The following is a 212-nucleotide window of genomic DNA, read 5'->3' on the forward strand; positions in this document are numbered from 1 at the left end:
CCCGCACGAAAGGTGTAACGATTTGGGCACTGTCTCAACCAGAGACTCGGTGAAATTATAGTACCTGTGAAGATGCAGGTTACCCGCGACAGGACGGAAAGCCCCCGTGGAGCTTTACTGTAGCCTGATATTGAATTTTGGTACAGTTTGTACAGGATAGGCGGGAGCCATTGAAACCGGAGCGCTAGCTTCGGTGGAGGCGCTGGTGGGAT

1 rRNA gene is annotated in these 212 nt (G+C 52.8%); it reads left to right on the forward strand.

Annotated features, from left to right (window positions below):
- Positions 1 to 212 (forward strand): 23S ribosomal RNA (locus MR160_RS34700); the annotation flags it as partial.

This window comes from Bacillus cereus group sp. BfR-BA-01382, from assembly GCF_022663475.1.
GTDB classification, from domain to species: Bacteria; Bacillota; Bacilli; order Bacillales; family Bacillaceae_G; genus Bacillus_A; species Bacillus_A thuringiensis_S.